13 protein-coding genes are annotated in these 18257 nt (G+C 58.1%); 7 read left to right on the top strand and 6 right to left on the bottom strand.

The features are described from left to right. Positions 1–4 precede the first annotated feature (4 nt). The 6 genes from V0R60_RS00745 to V0R60_RS00720 form a co-directional block, all read right to left on the bottom strand. Positions 5–979: an AAA family ATPase gene (locus V0R60_RS00745; protein ID WP_136476402.1), complete on the bottom strand. Its 975-nt coding sequence runs from the start codon at positions 977–979 to the stop codon at positions 5–7. Positions 980–1061: 82 nt separating this feature from the next. Beyond that, entirely contained in the window at positions 1062–3383 is a 2322-nt protein-coding gene (locus V0R60_RS00740) for a tetratricopeptide repeat protein (RefSeq protein ID WP_330078671.1), read from the bottom strand. Between the two features lie 130 nt (positions 3384–3513). After that, positions 3514–4215 carry a response regulator gene (locus tag V0R60_RS00735; protein ID WP_330078672.1) on the bottom strand — a complete coding sequence of 234 codons (702 nt, stop codon included), beginning with the start codon at positions 4213–4215 and terminating at the stop codon, positions 3514–3516. After that, positions 4161–7325, bottom strand: coding sequence for a hybrid sensor histidine kinase/response regulator (locus V0R60_RS00730; protein ID WP_330078673.1), 3165 nt, complete (start codon positions 7323–7325; stop codon positions 4161–4163). Before V0R60_RS00730 ends, V0R60_RS00735 begins: the two co-directional genes overlap by 55 nt. Before the next feature lie 89 nt (positions 7326–7414). Then, the gene (locus V0R60_RS00725) at positions 7415–8635 is read right to left on the bottom strand and encodes an EAL domain-containing response regulator (RefSeq protein WP_330078674.1); all 1221 of its coding nucleotides are present in this window, start codon (positions 8633–8635) and stop codon (positions 7415–7417) included. Between the two features lie 235 nt (positions 8636–8870). Continuing rightward, complete coding sequence (locus tag V0R60_RS00720; RefSeq protein WP_330078675.1) at positions 8871–9311, bottom strand: hypothetical protein; 441 nt, start codon at positions 9309–9311, stop codon at positions 8871–8873. A gap of 291 nt (positions 9312–9602) precedes the next feature. On the opposite strand from V0R60_RS00720, the gene V0R60_RS00715 reads away from it, so the two are divergent. The 7 genes from V0R60_RS00715 (at position 9603) to V0R60_RS00685 (ending at position 18243) form a co-directional block, all read left to right on the top strand. Then, positions 9603–10673, top strand: a complete 1071-nt coding sequence (locus V0R60_RS00715) for an enoyl-CoA hydratase/isomerase family protein (protein WP_330078676.1) — start codon at positions 9603–9605, stop codon at positions 10671–10673. Positions 10674–10689: 16 nt separating this feature from the next. After that, positions 10690–11841 carry an acyl-CoA dehydrogenase family protein gene (locus V0R60_RS00710; RefSeq protein ID WP_136476409.1) on the top strand — a complete coding sequence of 384 codons (1152 nt, stop codon included), beginning with the start codon at positions 10690–10692 and terminating at the stop codon, positions 11839–11841. A gap of 967 nt (positions 11842–12808) precedes the next feature. Continuing rightward, positions 12809–13906 carry a 3-deoxy-7-phosphoheptulonate synthase gene (locus tag V0R60_RS00705; RefSeq protein WP_136476411.1) on the top strand — a complete coding sequence of 366 codons (1098 nt, stop codon included), beginning with the start codon at positions 12809–12811 and terminating at the stop codon, positions 13904–13906. Between the two features lie 32 nt (positions 13907–13938). After that, positions 13939–14220: a peptidylprolyl isomerase gene (locus tag V0R60_RS00700; RefSeq protein WP_045201958.1), complete on the top strand. Its 282-nt coding sequence runs from the start codon at positions 13939–13941 to the stop codon at positions 14218–14220. A 125-nt stretch (positions 14221–14345) separates the two neighbouring features. After that, the gene (locus V0R60_RS00695) at positions 14346–16166 is read left to right on the top strand and encodes an extracellular solute-binding protein (protein ID WP_330078749.1); all 1821 of its coding nucleotides are present in this window, start codon (positions 14346–14348) and stop codon (positions 16164–16166) included. After that, the gene (locus tag V0R60_RS00690) at positions 16163–17221 is read left to right on the top strand and encodes a microcin C ABC transporter permease YejB (RefSeq protein WP_330078677.1); all 1059 of its coding nucleotides are present in this window, start codon (positions 16163–16165) and stop codon (positions 17219–17221) included. The genes V0R60_RS00695 and V0R60_RS00690 overlap by 4 nt, the downstream gene beginning before the upstream one ends. Beyond that, a complete protein-coding gene (locus V0R60_RS00685) occupies positions 17221–18243 on the top strand; it encodes an ABC transporter permease (protein ID WP_330078678.1) in 1023 nt (340 codons plus the stop codon). Before V0R60_RS00690 ends, V0R60_RS00685 begins: the two co-directional genes overlap by 1 nt. Positions 18244–18257 lie beyond the last annotated feature (14 nt).

The raw sequence follows: 18257 nt of genomic DNA, 5'->3' as shown, positions 1-18257 counted from the left end.
TGGCTCAGGCTGGGATCGCTACACGATCAAGCAGCCGATCGATCACCTGATCGGCAGTCACCGCCTCGGCAATGGCGTCGTAGGAGAGTTGCAATCGATGGCGTAGAACCGGATGAGCCACCGCACGCACGTCGTCCGGGGAGACGAAGTCACTGCCGGCAAGCCAGGCATGCGCACGTGCCACGCGGTCGAGGCTGATGCCCCCACGTGGACTGGCGCCGATGCGGATCCAGCGTGCCAGATCGGGATCATAGTCATGCGCATGGCGGGTGGCGTTGACCAAGTCGACCACGTAACGGTCTATGGCTTCTGAAACATGCACCCCGGCGACTTCGGCCCGCGCGGCAAACACTACCTCCTGGGCCAGTTGCTCAGGCGCCTGCACGCTGTCGCGCCCCTGCTGCTCCTCGCGGCGCACCAGGCGCAAGACCAACGCTTCGTCTTCGACGCGGGGGTAGTCCAACTGCAATTTCATCAGGAAACGGTCCATCTGCGCTTCGGGCAGCGGGTAGGTGCCTTCCTGCTCGATGGGGTTCTGGGTGGCCATGACCATGAACAGCGGCGGCATGGCATAGCTCTGCCCGGCGACGGTAATCTGCCTCTCCTCCATCGCTTCAAGCAAAGCGGCCTGGACCTTGGCCGGCGCGCGGTTGATTTCGTCGGCGAGAATCACGTTGCCAAACAGCGGTCCCGGCTGGAACTTGATCTGGTTGCCTTCGGCAGTCTGCTGGAGAATTTCGCCACCGGTAATGTCCGAGGGCAACAGGTCCGGGGTGAACTGGATACGCCGCATTTTTGCGTCCAGGTGCGTGGCCAGTGCCTTCACCGTACGGGTCTTGGCCAGCCCCGGCAGGCTTTCCAGCAGCACGTGCCCATTGGCCAGCAAGCCCAGCAACACATGGCGAATGGTCTCGGCCTGACCTAATACCTGCTCGGCGACTCTGGCCTCCAGGGCAGCTATTTCCTCGCGTATGGTCACGGGCACACTCCTTGTCAGCGCAGCGATGGGGTAAATCTAGCAGCCGCTTTCGCTGGCGCCAGTTGTGGTCCGAATGTTTGGCCTACTGAGTCTTCCAATATGGCTCGATCGCCTGCAGCCGCGGATCATCGGGCGCCACCTGACGCATGCGTTTGACGTACTCGAAGGCATCGCTTCGCTCACCGGCCAAGGCATGCAGGTAAATCAGCGAGTACAGCAGGTCGGGGTCATCCGGCGACTGCTGCAGGCCACTGCGCAATGCGCTGACCGCCTCGTCACGGCGGTTGAGTCGCGACAGCAACAGGCCCTGGTTGTAGCGAATCCGCGAGTTGCCCGGTAACGCCTGGGCCGCGGTCTCCATCCACTGCAACGCTTCGTCTTGCTTGCCCCGCTCGACCAGCAACAGCGCCAGCATGTAGGCCAGGTTGCCATGGTCAACGGCAGGCATCTTGTCCAGGGCAACGCCGTCGCGCAGCAGTTGTTCTGCTTCGTCGAGTTGCTGCGCAGCGCTGACCATGGTGACCAGATTGACCCGCGCCGGAACGAAATACGGGTCGATCCGCAACGCCTGGCGATACTGCTCCATTGCCTCGCCGTCGCGGCCTTGGCGACTCAACAACACGGCAAGATTCAGACGCCCACCAGGCAAGTCGGCATTGCTGCGCAGGCGCTGCTCGTAATTGTCCAGCGCGCCCTTGAAGCTGTCCCGCACCTGCTCGGGCAGTTGGTCCGCCGGTACATCGGCAAGTACCCGGAGCGCTTCATCGCGTACCGCCAGGGTTGGGTCCTGAAGCAAAGGCAGTAGCGGCTGCAGGCGCTGCGCCGCAGGTACACTGGCGAAACCGGAGATCGCATAGGCTCGCACCAATGGGCTGCTGTCCTTCAATGCCCAGCCAAGGCTGATTATCGACTGCGGGCCAAGGTCGGCCATCTGCTCGGCAGCGGTGGCGCGCACGATGGCAGGTTTGCCCGGGTCGGCCAGAATGGCGCCAAGCTGACTGAGCGCCACGCCTTCACCGCTGCGCACCGCGTGAAAGCTCTCACCATAATGCGCAGGACGCTTGCGCGCGCCGAACCAGCCATCAATAGCGCTAGCGGCCCATTCCGGCGTCTGCCCCTGGTGACAACGGGTACACGCGTCGGGACTGGCAGTCTTACTGGCCAAATCCGGGCGCGGGATACGCAAGCTGTGATCACGCCGTGGATCGACCACCATATAGGTCTTGGTTGGCATGTGGCACTCGACGCATTGCGCCCCCGGTGTGCCCGCTTTGTGGTGATGGTGCGCTTCACTGTCGTAGTTCTTGGCCTGCAGGCTTGGAAAGCGCTGCGATGGCGGCTGATCGTTGTGGCACTGCAGGCACAGGCCGTTACCCTCGATTTTCACCTTGGCAGTGTGAGGATTGTGGCAATCGCTGCAACCCACCCCGGCGGCGTACATTTTGCTTTGGGTGAATGAGCCATATTCATAGACTTCGCCGTCGATCTGGCCGTCTGCATGGTACAGGCCGCTGCGCAGGGTGGCCGGCAGGCTCTGGTCCAGTTGTGGATGCCCGGGTAACTGGCCGACGCCCAGGGTTTGCCGCCGGCTGTGGCAGAAAGCGCATTGCTCGACCTGCCCCTGGCTCCCCAGCGCCTTGTAGTCCACCGCCAAGCCAAGGTCCTTGGCAGGACCAGGCACCTCACCGGGCTTTGCTATCTTCGCCCAGTCGACATGGGCTTTGCCGGGCCCATGACAGCTCTGGCAACCGACGTTTTTCTCCTGCCAGGTCGTAGCGAAACTGTCGTCCTGGTCGTTGTAGTTTTTCAACAGGCGAGTGGAGTGGCAGTCGGCGCACATGCCGTTCCAGTTCTGATAGCGGCCGGTCCAGTGCAAAGGGTCGTTGGGCGCAAAGCGTTGCCCGGGATACAGGGAAAACCAGCGTTGTCCGCCTTGCGCCTTGGCACGGCTGTCCCAGGCAATGGTCAAGGCCTGCAAACGCCCGCGTGGCAGCGAAACCAGGTATTGCTGCAGCGGGTAATGGCCAAAGGTTTGGCGAATTTCGAAGTCGGCCAGCTTGCCATCCTCGCCTTCGATATTGACGAAGAAACCCTGGTTCTTGCGAAAGAAACGCGCCTTGACCCCCGCTTCATCGAAACGGGCGTTGTTGAAATTGCCCAACACATTGCTGGCACTGGCATCACGCATCGCCCAGCCGTGATCAGAATCTTTCCATTGCGCCGCTTCGGTTTGATGGCAACCGAGGCACGTGGCGGTCGCCACATAGCCCTCGGCAGGACTTGCCTGCCCAGGCTCTGCTACAAGGGAAGAACTAGCGGATGCCAACGGGGCAAAACTGCACAAACCCGCCAATAAAACCGTGGAAATAACGCGACGCCAGAAAAACGCCCACCTGCTCTCCATAGGTACTGCCTGCCCCATTCCTTGCTCCACGGTCAGTTCTACGGGCCCTGTGCCGGGCTCTCATGCAACCAGCGTCGACGGGTTGCGAGCATTAGGCTAGTGCATTTTTAGCACCGCGGCCGGTAAACATTCAAAGTAGGCCGTTCCTCAAGGCATACTCGTACAGTCCTCTATCGTTGGCGATGCCGAGCTTTTGCTGCGCAGATATTTTCTGATGGCTGATAGTTTTCACGCTTCGATTGAGGATGGTAGCGATTTCGGAAACCGTATGACCGGCCACGAACAGGCGCAGCACTTCAGACTCTCTTACCGAAAGCTCTCTGTTTTCTTGCTGGCCCCGCGAGTTGAAGTCTTCGACCTTGGCCTCGCTGATCAACTTTTTGACCGCGGCACCGATGTACTTTTTGCCTTGTACAACTGCTCGAATTGCATCCACCAGGTTGTCCTGCCCTGCACTCTTGAGCAAAACACCATCTGTACCGGCATTGGCAATATTTTTCAGTACCGACGGGTTGGTCATCATGGTGAGGATAATCAGCTTCAATTTTGGATAGCGTCGCTTAACGAACGACACCAGGGTCAAGCCATCCCCATGCTTTCCGCCAGGCATGTAAAAGTCACTGACCAGCACGTCGGGCTTTACTTTGTCGATTAACTCGGCCAGCGCGGTCGAGTCCTGCGCCTGCCCGCAGACTTCTATGCCTGGCTCACGCTCAAGAATCATACGCACGCCGAACAACACAATCGGATGATCGTCTGCCAACACCACCTTAAGGGTCATGACGACGTCTCCAAGATAGGTTCGAGGTATTCCTTCAAGCTCACCAGGCAACTATTTATCCGTGATAAATCACCTGAAGCGGCAACTTCCTCAAGGTGCAGAAAGTCTTCGGCATTCAATGCACCGATGGTTGCAAGCGCACCTTTGATTCGATGCACATACCGGGTGACAGCCAGGGCGTTACCCTCTGACAGCGCACTCATCATTGACACCCAATCGTGCCGGGTAGTCGAAATAAATAAATCTCGCATCGTCGGCTTGATCTCGTCGAGTTTGGCATTCACATTGGGTTTCGAAACTTCAGCAACGCACACGCCCACCGTTTGCAACGCCGCGCGTAACCCCGTGAGCGAAAAAGGTTTGAGCAAATAACCATCCATGCCCGCCTGCATGCAGCGTTCGCCCTCATCCGCCTGAGCATTGGCTGTCACACCAACAATGGGCACATCGATTCCTTCTGCGCGTAGCTGTCGTGTCAACTGATAGCCATCGAGTTCAGGCATGTTCACGTCGGTCAATATGACGTCGAAAAACTCTCCTTGCTGCAAACGCTGCAAAGCTTCACGTCCATTCGCGCTCATCGTTACCTGGCAGCCTAATTGCTGCAGCTGGTCGGTAAGCACCAACTGGTTTATGGGGTGATCTTCTACTGCCAGTACGCGCAGTGGCTTAAGCTGCGCAGGTAAAGACAAAGGCGCGGCACGGGCTTCTACCGCGTCGCCACCGCCCGCTTGCAGCAATGCCTGCAAAATACCCTGCTGACACAAGCCGCTTACATGCCAGCCGTCGCTGTGCAATTCAGGTATTGCAACACCTTGCGGTTCAAGCCAGACAACGGCAGCAAAGTTATTGGTGACTGATGTTTGAGGGCGGTGTGGCCAGCCGACTAACAACAGGTCATTGCTTGGCTTACCTGATGACGAAGATGTCATAGGCTGTGCTTGCCCTCCTGCATACGCAATCAACGCAAGCAATGTTTCGCGTTGCTCGTTCGCGCCTGCAAACACCTGGACAGCCGGCAGCCCAGCCAGGCTGATGGGTTGCTGTTTTCCGGCACTTGGCAAATCAAGCAACAAGGTAAAACTGCTGCCAAGTCCTACTTCGCTGACCAGTTCGATTGTGCCCCCCATCAACGCCACAAGCTTGCGGCAAATCGCCAAACCCAGGCCTGTACCGCCATAACGCCGGGCCGTCGAGCTATCAGCCTGATTGAACGGCTCAAATAGCTTGTCCTGCGCTGCCTTGCGAATGCCAATGCCCGAGTCGCAAACCTGTATACGCACATCAACGCTACCTGCTGCATTTTCGCTGCCAGCGAGGCGAACGACGATCTTGCCGCTGTCGGTAAACTTGACTGCGTTGCTGAGCAAATTACTTAGCACTTGCTGCAAACGATTTCGATCGCCGATGAGGAGAGGTAAGTCCGGTTGTAGGCAGCAGTAAACGTCGACGCTTTTTTTCCGTGCCAGGGAAATGAAGCTATGGGTTACATCTTCTATCAGCTGTATCAGATTGAATTGGCTTAGTTCCAACGTCAGCTGGTCTGCCTCTATCTTGGAGAAATCCAGAATGTCATCGATGATGTGCAACAGGTAATTGGAGGAATGCTCAATGGCACTCAGATAGCCGTGTTGTTGTGGCTGCAAGGGTGTGTTCGCCAACAGTTCCAATGTTCCCAATACACCATGCAGCGGCGTGCGGATTTCATGACTCATCATCGCCAGGAACGTCGACTTGGAGGCGTTGGCCTCATCGGCTGTTTCTTTGGCCGCCGCCAGCATCAATTCCGCGTGCCTGCGCTCGCTATCATCGACAAACGAAAAAAACAGCACGGGCTGATCGTTGTAGTGCAACTCCGCCACTGAAATATGCAGGTGTCGCGGTGAATGATCCTGGACAGTGAAGGTTGTTACCCCGGTGCGAAGCGTCGACTCACCTTCTGCGAGTGGGATGCTCATAAAAAAATCTCGCAAGCTTGTGCGACCGTCGCCTACCTTGACGTAAGACGCGAGCATGGCCCGAGCGCTTTCACTTTGAAGTAACAACTCTCCGCTGTAGCGGCTAAACACACAGATACCCACCGGCGCCAAGTCCAGCATGGTTCGGTTGAACGCTTCACGCTCCAGAAGTTGCATTGCCTGTTCTTGAGCGGGCTCAAACACAGCACGCCGCACGTAGCGCATGACGACGCAGGCCGAAACAAGGGCTGCAAGAAAAATAACGACACCCGACACCAACGAATAGCGCATTTGCCATAGCACGTCACTGTGGCTCGCATAGTAAACAACCCAGCGCTGGCCACCGCCCAGCTCTTTCTTCAGAAACACTTTGAATATCGGAGCGCCATAACTTTCAAAGCCATCGTTGTTATTTTTTAGTGCATTCAAAAAAAGCTGTGTGCTTCTTCGCGTCAGATCAGGCTGCGGAACACCACTGACAACGTCCCTATCTTTGTCCAGAATCAGGTATTTAATGCCCAATTCCGGCGCTTCCGTCATTGCCGTGGTCAACGACTGCTGGACGCGTTCGTGGGGAATTTCTACACCGAGCCAAGTGTTGGGCATAAGCCGAGGAGAAATAGGCTCAAACAAGTAAGACTTTCTGTCGCGTCCCTCTCCCAATTGAAAAACCTGCAGACCATGGCCGGTTTCTTTTCTCCAATCAACAGGCGCAAGCTTTTTAAAGACCTCATCCAACGTGCCATTATGCGTCGCGTTTGCGTTAAATACATACCGGGCAACCCCAGCTGCGCGGTCCATATAAATAATGTTGAGGTTCGACTTGCGAAGCCCACTGCGCATCTTTGCAGAGAGAATCAAACTCCCTTTTCTACCGTCAACTGCCGGGGGGAAATCGAAACGAAAGCTGTTATCTTCCGATCGATAGACGGCCACCAAAGGTTCGGGCAAAAACTCTATCCCTTTGATCATGCCGGCGAGCAGTAGCTCATTTTCTTCGAAAAAGTCCCGCCCCGCCGTGTAACCATTATTGAAATTCTTACGGTACACGGAGGCTTCGGACATCACCGAGGCATAAAAAAACATAATCACCGCACCCAGCACACCCACGACGAATGCAATCGACAGACAAACAATCAGCTTATAAGCAAATTCCGGCTTTAAGGTTAAACTGTCTTGAAGGCGCGCAGCATACTTAATCATCTCAGCATACTATTCACCCGGCGTTCGGTATTGAATAGGAGAATTCTTATATTCCTTTGAATAAACTCAAGCGCCGAATGCGCACACCATCAGCCTCGTAGGTGCTCCTCCAGTGCTGACGCAGGCATGGGCCTGCTGAAGAGGTAGCCTTGCGCTATTGAGCACCCGAGCGCTTTAAGTAGCGCCAGGTCATGAGGGTCTTCGACCCCCTCCGCAACCACCTTTATGTTCAGCCGTCGGGCCAGGGAAATGCTGCTTTCCAGTGCCGCCTGCGCCACTGCGCTCTTATGAGCGCCATGAACAAAAACTCGATCGATCTTGATTTCGTCAAACGGAATGGACATTAAATTCAACAAGGATGAGTAGCCCGTTCCGTAGTCATCGATGGACAACTTGAAGCCTTTGAGTTTTAGCCGCGCCGCACCTGCCAGGTAATCGCTGTAGTCGTCGGTTTCTGTCGTTTCAGTTAATTCCAGCATCAACGTTGCCGGGTCAGCGCCACAGTGTTCGACGATGCTGAGCAGACGTTCGGGAAGTGACTCATCGGAAAGCAGCGATACCGGGAGGTTGAACGATAAAGTTAGCGGCCGGCCCATCAGCCGCCACGCAGCCTGGGCCTTCAAGGCTTTTTCCAGGAGCATGCAGTTAAGCTGATTGATCCATCCCGAGGCAATAATCGTTCTCAGGAATTCCGAGGGCAAGAGCAAACCTCTGGTGGGGTGATTCCAGCGTGCGAGCACCTCCACCCCCACAATCCTGGCAGTGTTTATATCGTGTTGGGGTTGGTACCAGGCCGTGAACTGGTTTGCGATCAACCCTTCAAGTATTTCGATTGAGCCGGAGGGCATCGAAGCTGCAGCGCTCGTAACTGAAGGCGACTGCAACTGGCTGCGTGCGCTTTCAAACCGACGCAGGGTCGCACTGAGCTCACTTGAGTTGAGCGGCTTGGCCAAGGCACTCAGTTGCTTGAAGCCCAACGAATTCGCCAAACGTTCTACCAGCTGAATAAGCGAGGCGGGTTGGGAAGACAGTACAATGAGGTCCGGCTTTTCATTCAACTGCGCCAAGCGTTTAATAAACACAATGCCGTCCATGTCGGGCATGGCCAAATCGCAGATCACCAGGGCGTAGCGCTTGAGCTTCAACATTTCCAACGCCTGAATGCCGTTTGAAGCGCACTCCACCTCAGCACCGATATCTGTACGCAGCTGTTGGGCCACGTATTCCCGCTGGAACACATGGTCTTCAACCAACAGCACGCACATCGATTCTGCCCTGTGTAAGGCTTTCGATGCATCGTCCTCGCTCATACATTTCCCTCGGATGACGGGTTCGGATTAAGCCTTCCCGCATGCGTCCGCCAAATTTCCGCATGCCTGATCAGCAGCTTCAGCCTATAGCGCTTACCCCGCAGGTAAAATGAGACAGTTCGTAATTTGAATGACGAGCAACCGGTCCGCTTCACCGATTGCGCCAGCAGGACGTTAGCGTCGAAACCAGAAGGGTGATAGAGCAGGCTGGGCATTGCACCCAGCCCGGCAAAACTTAACGAATGTTCTTGATGCTGCCTTTGCTACCGGTCACTTTCACGTCGACCTTTTTGAACACGAAGTAGTCTTGAACCGAAACTTCGTAGCGCGGAGCGACAATCAAGTCGGCGTCGCTGCTCTTCACCGCTTTGAACGCGGCTGCAGCCTTGGCCGCAGAGACCGGATCAAATGCTGCCAGGCCCAGGCCCGAACCGCCATCCGCACCGTAGGTCACGCCATCGGCGAACTGGCTGTCACCACCGAGCTTGATGAAACCGAACAGGATGTTGACGTTCGATTGGCCGCTGATCTGCTCCCCAACAGCAACGTCGGCTTTAAGGTCGGTTTTTACCGATCCCACTACCGGAGCGATCGGCTGGCTGATGTTATAGCTGGTGCAGCCACCGATCAGGGCGGCAGCGGAAACCAATACAGCAGCGCTCAAAAACTTTTTCATGACAACTCCATTTATATATTTTTGGCCCCTAGAAAGGGCTGAAGAACTATGGCGTCGACAGGAAATAAGCTCTATCAGAAGTTTCTTAAAGTTGAATACGATAGATCTGAGAGATCAGATGTACCAGACAAGTGGAGGTGGCTAAACGCCCATGCAAAAATGCAGACTGCGCCTGCAGTTTTGTCGATTGTAATGAGCAAATTTGCACTGATAGGATCCCTCGATCCTCTAGCGCCTATCCAGCTCGTGTAAATTCACGTGGAAAATCAATAACAAAGCAGGGAGACAGCGATGACCGCGCACGCTCAAATGGCAACTGACGCCTCCATACTGGCCCAGGTTCGCAACCACATCGGTCACTTGACCCTCAACCGCCCCGCCGGCCTCAACGCCATTACCCTGGATATGGTCCGCAGCCTCCAGCAACAGCTTGATGCCTGGGCCAATGACCCTCAGGTACACGCCGTCGTCCTGCGTGGCGAAGGCCCCAAGGGCTTCTGCGCCGGGGGTGACATCCGGTCGCTGTACGACAGCTACAAGAGCGGCGACACCCTGCATCGGGATTTCTTCATCGAAGAATACGCCCTCGACCTGACCATCCACCATTACCGCAAACCCATCCTGACCTTGATGGACGGCTTTACCCTGGGCGGCGGCATGGGCCTGGCACAAGGCGCAGAACTGCGCATCGTCACCGAACGCAGTCGCCTGGCCATGCCGGAAGTCGCCATCGGTTATTTCCCCGATGTCGGCGGCAGCTATTTCCTCTCCCGCGTACCCGGCGAACTGGGCACCTACCTGGGCGTCAGCGGTGTTCAGATCCAAGCTGCCGATGCATTGTACTGCGGCCTGGCCGACTGGTATGTCGACAGCAGCAAGCTGGCCTTGCTTGATGAGCGACTGGACACCCTGACGTTCAGCGAACATCCGCTCAAGGACTTGCAAGGCATACTGGCGAAACTTGGCACCCAGGCATTGGAGGATGCACCGCTGGCCAAACTGCGCCCGGCCATCGATCACTTCTTTGCCCTGTCGGACGTCAGCAGTATCGTGGAACAACTGCGCAGCGTAACCGTTGCCGATAGCCACGACTGGGCGCTGAAAACCGCTGACCTGCTGGAAACCCGCTCGCCGCTGGGCATGGCGGTCACCCTGCAAATGCTGCGTCGTGGCCGCGAACTGAGCCTTGAAGACTGCTTCAAGATGGAACTGCACCTGGACCAGCAATGGTTCGACCATGGTGACCTGATCGAGGGCGTTCGTGCGCTGATAATCGACAAGGACAAGCAGCCGCGCTGGAACCCTCCGACCCTCGCAGGCTTGAGCCGTACGCGCGTGGATCAATTCTTCGAAGGCCTGTGATGCCTGGAGTATGCAGATGCAAGACCTGGAACTGACTGAAGAACAGATCATGATCCGCGACATGGCCCGCGACTTCGCCCGTGGCGAAATCGCGCCGCACGCCCAAGCTTGGGAAAAGGCTGGCTGGATCGACGATGAAGTGGTCAAGAAAATGGGCGAACTGGGCCTGCTCGGCATGGTGGTGCCCGATCAATGGGGTGGCAGCTATACCGACTACGTCGCCTACGCCCTGGCGGTGGAGGAAATCGCTGCCGGCGATGGTGCTACCGGCGCCTTGATGAGCATCCACAACTCGGTGGGTTGCGGCCCGCTGTTGGCCTACGGCAATGCTCAACAGCAACAAACCTGGCTGGAACGTCTGGCGAGCGGCGAAGTGATCGGCTGCTTCTGTTTGACCGAACCGCAGGCCGGTTCAGAAGCGCACAATTTGCGTACCCGTGCCGAACTGCAGGGTGATCACTGGGTCATCAATGGCGCTAAACAGTTTGTCAGCAACGCCCGTCGTGCCGGCCTGGCCATTGTCTTTGCGGTGACCGACCCGGACCTTGGCAAGAAAGGTATTTCCGCATTCCTGGTGCCTACCGACAACGAAGGTTTTGTGGTTGACCGCAGCGAACACAAAATGGGCATCCGCGCCTCGGACACCTGCGCAGTCACCTTGAACAACTGCCGCATTCCTGCCACCAATATGCTCGGTGAGCGTGGCAAGGGCCTGGCTATTGCCCTGTCCAACCTCGAAGGTGGCCGTATCGGCATCGCCGCCCAGGCACTGGGGATCGCCCGCGCTGCGTTCGAAGCGGCACTGGCGTATTCGCGTGATCGCATCCAATTCGGCAAACCGATCAATGAACACCAGAGCATTGCCAACCTGCTGGCCGACATGCAGGTTCAGATCAACGCTGCACGCTTACTGATTCTTCATGCCGCGCGTCTGCGCAGCGCCGGCAAACCCTGCCTGAGCGAAGCCTCGCAAGCCAAGTTGTTCGCCTCGGAAATGGCTGAGCGGGTGTGCTCCAAGGCGATCCAGGTGCATGGTGGCTATGGCTACCTTGAGGACTACCCGGTCGAGCGATACTACCGCGATGCTCGGATCACCCAGATCTACGAAGGCTCCAGCGAAATCCAGCGCATGCTGATCGCCCGCGAACTCAAGCACTACCCCCTGTAATCAACCGTCAAAAGGAAACGGCAAGCGACACAGAACTGCTTTCGCTCTTGATTTTGATTTTGATCTTGATCTACCTGCCCCGTTAACCAGAAGGGCCGAGTGAAGGTGTTGCGAAAGGGCTAGCGCGCAGCGCCTTCGGCTTGGCCGAAGTTGCGAATCGTAGTGTTGCTTGCAACGCGTAGATCGCAATGCCCTGTAGCGACACCGTAGCGAGGGTACCCGAAGCGCAGCGTAGGGCCCCTGGTGGGGCAAGCCCTTTGCTTACTTTGGGGCGACTGCCAAAGTAAGGCGCCGTAAGGGCGCAAGGGTGACTCAGCGTCACCCTAACAAACGGATCAGCACCAGATCGAAGAGCCCCATCGCAAGCCAAGCCAAGCCAACCCAAGCCAAGCACCAACACCCATCCCCCCCACAATAGTCACCCCAAATCAAACTAATGCAAATTAGCGATTGAAACCGTAGCAACGGCTGAAGTAAGCTCGGAACCATCACCTGGAGAGTCCCATGTCGCCAACCACCCTCAAACACACTCAACACGCAGGTCGCCCATCGCGTCCCGTGCTGACTGTGGCCGAGTGCGCGACTGCCGCTCCCGCTGCATTTTATTTTGGGTATTGGTTTAGCCACAGGCGCCGCTGATACCCACACCGGCGCCCACTTTCAAGGGGCCGCCGAACACGAGAATACTCAACCCCCGGTCGGCTCCCCGACCGGGGGTTTTGTTTTTCAGGCCCCCGGACAACCGAATAGATAACGAGGATTTACCCATGACCTACACCACCTACCACCGTTACCCAAGCTTTGCATGGCGATTTAGCCAATCCCGTTCGGGCCAGCCTGCCGCCTCCGATCGGTCCTGCACAGGTGGCGCCATCACACCGAATTCCAATCCGGCTCTTTGTCGAACACCTCGATAGGGCCGACAACGCGGGCTTGAACCCGCCGTCTGCCCAGGGAAAAAATCGCCATGCAATCGTCTTCGCTCGCTCTGCCCCTGACCCAACCTCAAGCTGCCAACTCCGCTGTCAGCCAACGCCTGCCCAGCCCGCACTTGCTCAAGCAGCAAATGCCGCTCAGTACCGCCCTCGCCCATCAGGTCGATCACCATCGCCAGGCCGTCCGCGCCATTCTCGAAGGCCGTGACCCACGCCTGCTGGTCATTGTCGGCCCATGCTCTATCCATGACCCGCGCTCAGCCCTGGAATACGCCGACCGTCTCGCTGCCCTCAACGCAGCAGTCAGCGATCAACTGCTGCTGGTCATGCGCGCCTACGTTGAAAAACCGCGCACCACTGTTGGCTGGAAAGGACTGACCTACGACCCACACCTGGATGGTAGCGACGACATGCACGCGGGCATCGCACTGTCGCGTGGGTTGATGCTGGGCATGCTTGAGCGCGGCCTGCCGATTGCCACTGAACTGCTGCAGCCGATGGCGGCCGGCTACTTCGATGACCTGCTTAGCTGGGCGGCCATCGGCGCGCGTACTACCGAGTCGCAGATTCACCGTGAGATGGTCAGTGGCCTGGCGCTTCCTGTGGGCTTCAAGAACGGCACCGACGGTGGCGTTGCCATCGCCAGCGACGCAATGCGCAGCGCGGCCCATGCACACCGCCACTTCGGCATGGATACCCAAGGCTACCCGGCGATTATCGAAACCCTGGGCAACCCGGACACCCACCTGGTACTTCGCGGTGGTCACCAAGGGCCGAACTACGACCGAGCCAGCGTGGCAGCGGCTCGCCAAGGGCTGATCAAGGCCGGGCTGGCCCCGCGGATCATGGTCGACTGCAGCCATGCCAACAGCGGCAAGGACCCCTTGCGCCAACCAGCGGTGTTCGACGATGTGTTGCGTCAGCGCCTCGATGGCGATCGTTCGATTATCGGCATGATGCTCGAAGGGCACTTGTTCGATGGTTGCCAGGCACTGGGCAAAGGAGCGCTTGAATACGGTGTCTCCATCACCGATGGCTGCCTGGGATGGGACGCCACGCAAGCGCTGTTGCGTCAGGGTGCGGCATCTCTGCGCAACATTTCCCAGGAAAAATCGGCGCTAATCCGGTAGTCTCGGCACTTTCTGGAAAAGGAGTATGTCCCATGGCCAAAGCCACTGCCCGTCACATCCTGGTTGCCACTGAAGACAAGTGCAATGAACTGAAGGCTCAGATCGAAGCCGGTGCCGATTTCGCTGAAGTCGCCAAAGCCAACTCCACCTGCCCATCCAGCCGTCAGGGCGGCGACCTGGGCTCCTTTGGCCCAGGCCAGATGGTCAAGGAGTTCGACACCGTCGTCTTCAGCGCTCCGGTCAACACTGTGCAAGGCCCGGTGAAAACCCAGTTCGGTTATCACCTGCTGGAAGTAACCAGCCGCCAGGACTGAGTCCACCATTGAGCCGGCCCGCCAGGGCCGGTTCAAGCACTGCGGTCTGACCTGCTAAGCTTCAGCCACAATCGTGGGCACAGGTAGTCAGGCGCTTGCAAACCGGATCTTCCCTTCTTGCTGTAATGCTTGCTCTGGCCCTGGCCTGGAGCCAAGCTGCGTTGTCAGCCCCTGGGCATGCCCTGACTGTTTATGGCGAGTCGCCTCGCTATCCTGCCTCCTTCCAGCACTTCGCCTACGCCAATCCCGACGCCCCCAAAGGCGGCAGCCTACGCCGCTCGGCGATCGAGATCGGCCAGTTCGACCATATCCTGCCTTATATCGACAAGGGCATCGGCATTGCCGAGGTCGATGGCTGGCTGTATGCCCCCCTTGCCGTGCGTTCCCAGGACGAGCCCTACACTGTGTATGGGCTGATTGCCCGCCAGCTTGAACGGGACCCCGATGGTCGCTGGCTACGTTTTTATCTGGACCCGCGTGCACGCTTTGCCGATGGCCAAGCCATTCGCGCCGAGGACGTACGCTACACATTTGAGCTGCTGATGCGTGAGGGCAATCTCAAATATCGCACGCAGTTTGCCGATGTCGAACGGGTGGAGATCGAAGGCCCCCGGCAAATTCGTTTTCGCTTCAAGAGCAATCAAAGCCGAACCCTGCCTTTGGATCTGGCTACCTTGCCAGTGCTGCCTGAACACTGGTGGAAAGACCGAGACTTCGCCAACGGCGGCGGTTTTGAAGCACCGCTGGGCAGCGGCCCGTACCGAATCGGCCGGATCGACAATGGCCGCAGCGTGACTTTCGAGCGCGATCCGCACTGGTGGGGACGCGATCTGCCGGTAAACCGTGGACGCTACAACTTCGACCACCTCACCATCGAGTATTTCGGTGATACCGAAGTCGCACGCCAGGTGCTGCGCGGCGGTGGCTTCGACTACAACCGCGAGTTCTCGGCGACGGGTTACTCGATCGGCTACAACAGCCCCGCGCTGAGCGACGGCCGCCTGCAGCGCGCCCATCTGGCCAAGGACGCACCACAGACCGCCCAGGGCTTTGTGTTCAATCTGCAGCGGCCGGTGTTCAAAGACCGTCGCGTGCGCCAGGCGCTGGCCCTGCTGTGGGACTTCGAGTGGAGTAACCGGCAGATGATGCGCAACATGTACATCCGCCAACAGAGCTTTTTTGCCAACAGCGCTCTGGCGGCTCGTGCCTTGCCGGATGCCCAGGAGCTCAAGCTGCTTGAACCGTTGCGCGGGCAGGTCCCGGATGAAGTCTTCAGCCAGGTATTTCTGGCCCCCCGCACCGACGGCTCCGGGCTGATTCGCGACAAGCAGTTGCAAGCCCTTGAACTGCTGAGCGCTGCAGGCTGGAAGCCGGAGGGCGATCAACTGGTCAACGCCCAGGGCGAGCCACTGGCATTTACCTTTCTCAACGGCCAGGCCGGTTTCGAGCGTCTGTTGCTGCCATGGAAGCGCAATCTGGCGCAGATCGGCATCAGCATGGACATCCGCCGGATCGACGCCTCGCAGTACGTCAACCGCCTCATGGCTCGGGACTACGACCTGATCGTTACCGGCTACCCGGTGTCGCCTTCTCCGGGCCTTGAACTGTACAACTTCTTTGGTTCGGCAGCGGCCAACGACCCAGGCTCGAACAACTACATGGCGCTCCAGGACCCGGCGGTGGACCAATTGCTCGACGGCCTGGTCAAGGCCGAAAGCAAAGCCGACATGCTCCGTCACGCCCACGCCCTGGATCGGGTACTGAGCTGGAATTACTACTGGATTCCCAATTACTACCCACGAGGCTCCTCGACGGTGTGGTGGAACCGCTTTGGCCTGCCCAAGGTACAGCCGAGCAACGATGAAGGCCTGGACAGCTGGTGGGAAGTCAGCCCGACGGCGTTGACCAACGCGCAGATGGCCGAGCGTCTCAAGGAGCAGCCATGACCGCCTACATTCTGCGTCGACTGCTACTGATCATTCCCACCTTGCTGATCATCCTGCTGGTCAACTTCGTCATCGTCCAGTCCGCGCCCGGTGGGCCGGTGGAACAAGCCATTGCACGCTTGCAAGGCATCGGCGGCGGTGCGCCGGGGGCAAATGTCGAAGCCCTGCACGCCAGCTCCCGGGCCAGCCGCGGCCTGGACCCGAAGCTTATCGAAGACATAAAGCGCCAGTACGGTTTCGACAAATCCGCCCCTGAACGGCTGTGGCTAATGCTCAGCCAATACGCCCACCTGGATTTCGGCAACAGTTTCTTTCGCGGCGCCAAGGTAACCGACCTGATCCTGGAGAAAATGCCCGTGACCCTCTCCCTTGGCTTCTGGGCCACCCTGATCACCTACCTGGTTTCGATCCCGCTGGGCATTCGCAAGGCGATACGCCACGGCACCGCCTTCGACGCCTGGAGCAGCAGCCTGATAGTGATTGGCTACGCCCTGCCTTCATTCCTGTTTGCCTTGTTGCTGATCGTGCTGTTCGCCGGAGGCACCTCACTGAACTGGTTCCCGGTTCGAGGGCTGGTCTCGGAGAACTTCGACCAGTTGAGCCTGCTGGGCAAGTTGGCCGATTACTTCTGGCACCTGGTGCTACCGGTAGGCGCTCTGGTGATCGGTGGCTTTGCCACCCTGACGTTGCTGACCAAGAACGCCTTTCTCAACGAAATTACCCGCCAGTACGTCATCACTGCCCGCGCCAAGGGCCTGAGCGAGCGTCGTGTGTTGTACGGCCATGTATTTCGCAACGCCATCCTGCTGGTGGTCGCAGGCATTCCCCAGGCATTGATCAGTGTGTTCTTCGCCGGCTCCTTGCTGATCGAGGTGATTTTCTCCCTCGATGGACTTGGACGCATGAGCTACGAAGCTGCCGTCTCCCGAGACTACCCTGTGGTGTTTGGTTCGCTGTTCATCTTTACCTTGTTCGGCCTGCTGATCCGTCTGCTGGGGGACCTCTGCTACACCGTGGTCGATCCACGTATCGACTTTGCCACGAGGGCACACTGATGTTCAGTCTCTCGCCCATTTCGCGCAGACGCCTGCAGCGCTTTCGGCGCAATCGCCGCGGCTGGTATTCGCTGTGGCTATTCGCTGTAATGCTGGTGTTGAGCCTGGGCGCGGAACTGGTGGCCAATGACAAGCCACTGGTGATGGGTTACCAAGGACAACTGTATTTCCCGGCATTCAAGCGTTACACCGAGCAGATCTTCGGCGGTCAGCTGCCTTTTCAACCGGATTACCGCAGCCAATATGTGCAAAGGCTGATCAAGGATCAGGGCGGATGGATGCTGTTCGCCCCCGTGCCATTCAGTGCCGACACGCCCAATTACGACCTGCAGCAGCCCGCCCCTAGTCCACCTTCGCCGACCAACTGGCTAGGCACCGACGACCAGGCCCGCGATGTATTGGCACGAGTGCTCTACGGCACACGGGTATCGATCCTGTTTGCCCTGGCCCTGACCTTGATCAGCACGGTGATTGGTATTGCCGCTGGCGCCTTGCAGGGTTATCACGGCGGCTGGGTGGACCTGATCGGCCAACGCTTGCTGGAGGTCTGGTCCGGCCTGCCGGTACTTTACCTGCTGATTATCCTCAGTGGCTTTGTCGAGCCGAGCTTCTGGTGGCTGCTGGGGATAATGGCGCTGTTTTCCTGGCTGGCCCTGGTGGACGTGGTGCGCGCCGAATTTCTTCGCGGGCGCAACCTTGAGTACGTACAGGCCGCACGCGCCCTGGGCCTGCAAGACAGCGGCGTGATCCTGCGGCATATCTTGCCCAATGCCATGAATGCCACCTTCACTTATTTGCCGTTCATTCTCACCGGCGCGATCACCACCCTTACCGCTCTGGACTTTCTCGGCTTCGGCATGCCCGCCGGAAGTGCCTCGCTCGGCGAGTTGGTCAATCAGGGCAAGCAGAACCTGCAGGCGCCCTGGCTGGGCTTTACCGCGTTCTTTGCTCTGGCCTTGATCCTGTCACTGTTGGTGTTCATTGGCGATGCCTTGCGCGAAGCCTTCGATCCACGGGCATAATCGCAGCTTTCAAG

The sequence above is a fragment of the Pseudomonas auratipiscis genome (assembly GCF_036324085.1).
GTDB classification, from domain to species: domain Bacteria; phylum Pseudomonadota; class Gammaproteobacteria; order Pseudomonadales; family Pseudomonadaceae; genus Aquipseudomonas; species Aquipseudomonas auratipiscis.
The sequence above is the reverse complement of the archived record's forward strand: the minus strand, read 5'-3'. Positions and strand labels throughout refer to the sequence as shown.